Origin of the sequence: Kitasatospora sp. NPDC059571 (assembly GCF_042735675.1) — a bacterium.
Classification (GTDB): Bacteria; Actinomycetota; Actinomycetes; order Streptomycetales; family Streptomycetaceae; genus Kitasatospora.
On sequence record NZ_JBHWBW010000178.1, the window covers coordinates 4660 to 6536 of the forward strand.

The 1877-nt window shown below is 77.8% G+C and carries 2 protein-coding genes; one reads left to right on the forward strand and one right to left on the reverse strand.

The features are described 5' to 3' along the window. Positions 1-431: 431 nt before the first annotated feature. The gene (locus ACFV0G_RS20455) at positions 432-914 is read left to right on the forward strand and encodes a DUF427 domain-containing protein (protein ID WP_380549481.1); all 483 of its coding nucleotides are present in this window, start codon (positions 432-434) and stop codon (positions 912-914) included. Between the two features lie 12 nt (positions 915-926). Here ACFV0G_RS20455 and ACFV0G_RS20460 read toward each other — a convergent pair whose 3' ends face one another. Next, complete coding sequence (locus ACFV0G_RS20460) at positions 927-1715, reverse strand: ribonuclease BN (protein ID WP_380549484.1); 789 nt, start codon at positions 1713-1715, stop codon at positions 927-929. Between the last annotated feature and the right edge of the window lie 162 nt (positions 1716-1877).

The following is a 1877-nucleotide window of genomic DNA, read 5'->3' on the forward strand; positions in this document are numbered from 1 at the left end:
GCGGGCGCCCCCCGCCGCCGGCGTTTGGGGGGGCCCCCGCCGGGGGTTCACACCCCCCCCCCCCCCCCCCGCGCCGCCCCCCCCCCCCCCCCGCCCCCGGCCCCCCCCCCCCCCCCGCCCCCGGGCCGCCACCCCGGCGACCGGGAGGACGAGGGCCGCGCAGAGCGCGGGGAGCAGGGATCTCACAGGGGCCGGCAGTCGCACGCGGGTGTTCCTCTCACGGGTGGACGGGGCAGCGCCCGGCGGCCCGGGGACGGCGGCCGGGGGCGGTCTGCGGCGAGCGTACGGCCCGGCGGGCGGCTCGCCGGGGAGCCCTTCCGGCCGCCGGGCGGCACATCGCCGCACGTCACCCGGCCGGACGAGGAAGGGACCCGTCCACGGCGGCCGCGGCTCCGAACCACGGGTACGGGGCGACGGTGGAGGGCAGGGCGATGCGGAGCGTGCAGCGCGGTACGGAGTCGGTGTGGGACTACCCCCGCCCGCCGCGGGTGGAGGCGGACGGCCGGCGGATCACTGTGGAGTTCGGCGGCCGCACGGTCGCGGTGAGCACCGGGGCGGTCCGGGTGCTGGAGACCAGCCATCCACCGGTGTTCTACCTGCCGTCCACCGCGGTCCTCGCGGGGGTGCTGGTGCCGTCCCGGCGGCGCACCTGGTGCGAGTGGAAGGGCACGGCCGTGTACTGGGACCTGGTCGTCGGTGCCGAGCGCAGCGCCGACGCGGCCTGGAGCTACCCGGAGCCGTCCGCGGGCTTCGCGGCGATCCGGGACATGGTGGCGTTCTACCCCTCGCGGGTGACCCGCTGCACGGTGGACGGCGAGGCGGTCGTCCCGCAGGAGGGCGACTTCTACGGCGGGTGGATCACCTCGGAGATCCGCGGGCCGTTCAAGGGCGGCCGGGGCACCGCCGGCTGGTGAGCGCGGCCGGCCTCACCGCGGGCCGCGCCGCCGCGGCACCCGGCCCAGCCCGTGCAGCGCCTGCCCGGCCAGCGCCCCGCCGTACACGCAGTAGCCGACGCCGATCAGCCACGACTGGACGACCAGCACCGTGCCGATCACCCCGTAGGACACCGCGTTGGAGACGATCAGCGGTGCGAGGACCAGCCGGGAGAAGACCCGCAGCCCGGCCAGGGCGGCCACGGTGGCGAGCGCGCCGGGCAGCAGGGTGTCCCGGGGCACCCGGCCGCCGAGCAGCAGCCACGGCAGCCACCAGAAGAGCAGCACCCCCGCGACCACGGTGACCGTCACCCGCAGGGCGGGCTGGACCACCGAGCCGTGCCAGGGCACCCCGCTCCAGGCGGCGGCCAGCACGTAGGCGATCAGGCCGCCCAGCCCGACGACCTGCCGCCAGGCGGCGTGCCAGGTGCCCGGGGTCTGGAGCCAGATCCGCTCGTAGGCGTTCTGCACCGCGCCCATCAGGGAGACGCCGAACACGGCCAGCGCCGCGAGGCTCAGCGCGGTGGTGGTGGTCAGCACCTCGCGCCGGGAGGCGAAGAGCCCGTCCACGGCCTCGGCCGAGCGCCCGGAGAGCCCCAGCCCGTCGACGATCCAGTCGGCGATGCCGCTCCCCCGGGTCGGCGACGCCGCGGCGATGACCACCAGCAGCGGGATCAGCGTGACGAAGCAGAGCGCGGCGAACGCCATCGACCGGTGCAGGAGCTCGATCTCCCGTCCGCGCCGCCAGACCGTTCCGGCGGCCTCGCGCACGCCGCCCGTCATCCGGACATCACCCTCCCAGCCTGCCCCGGCGGGGCGGCCGGCCCGCGGTGCGACACCACGGACGGGCCGCCGCGGGTCACTCCGCGGCGGGCGGGGCGGCCGGCTCCCCGGAGAACGAGTCGATGGTGCGGTCCGCGCGGGGGTCGTCGTGGTGGTTTTACG

Coding starts and splice junctions, on each gene's coding strand:
- ACFV0G_RS20455 (WP_380549481.1), top strand. CDS start 432: ATGCGGAGCGTGCAGCGCGGTACGGAGTCGGTGTGGGACTACCCCCGC.
- ACFV0G_RS20460 (WP_380549484.1), bottom strand. CDS start 1,715: ATGACGGGCGGCGTGCGCGAGGCCGCCGGAACGGTCTGGCGGCGCGGA.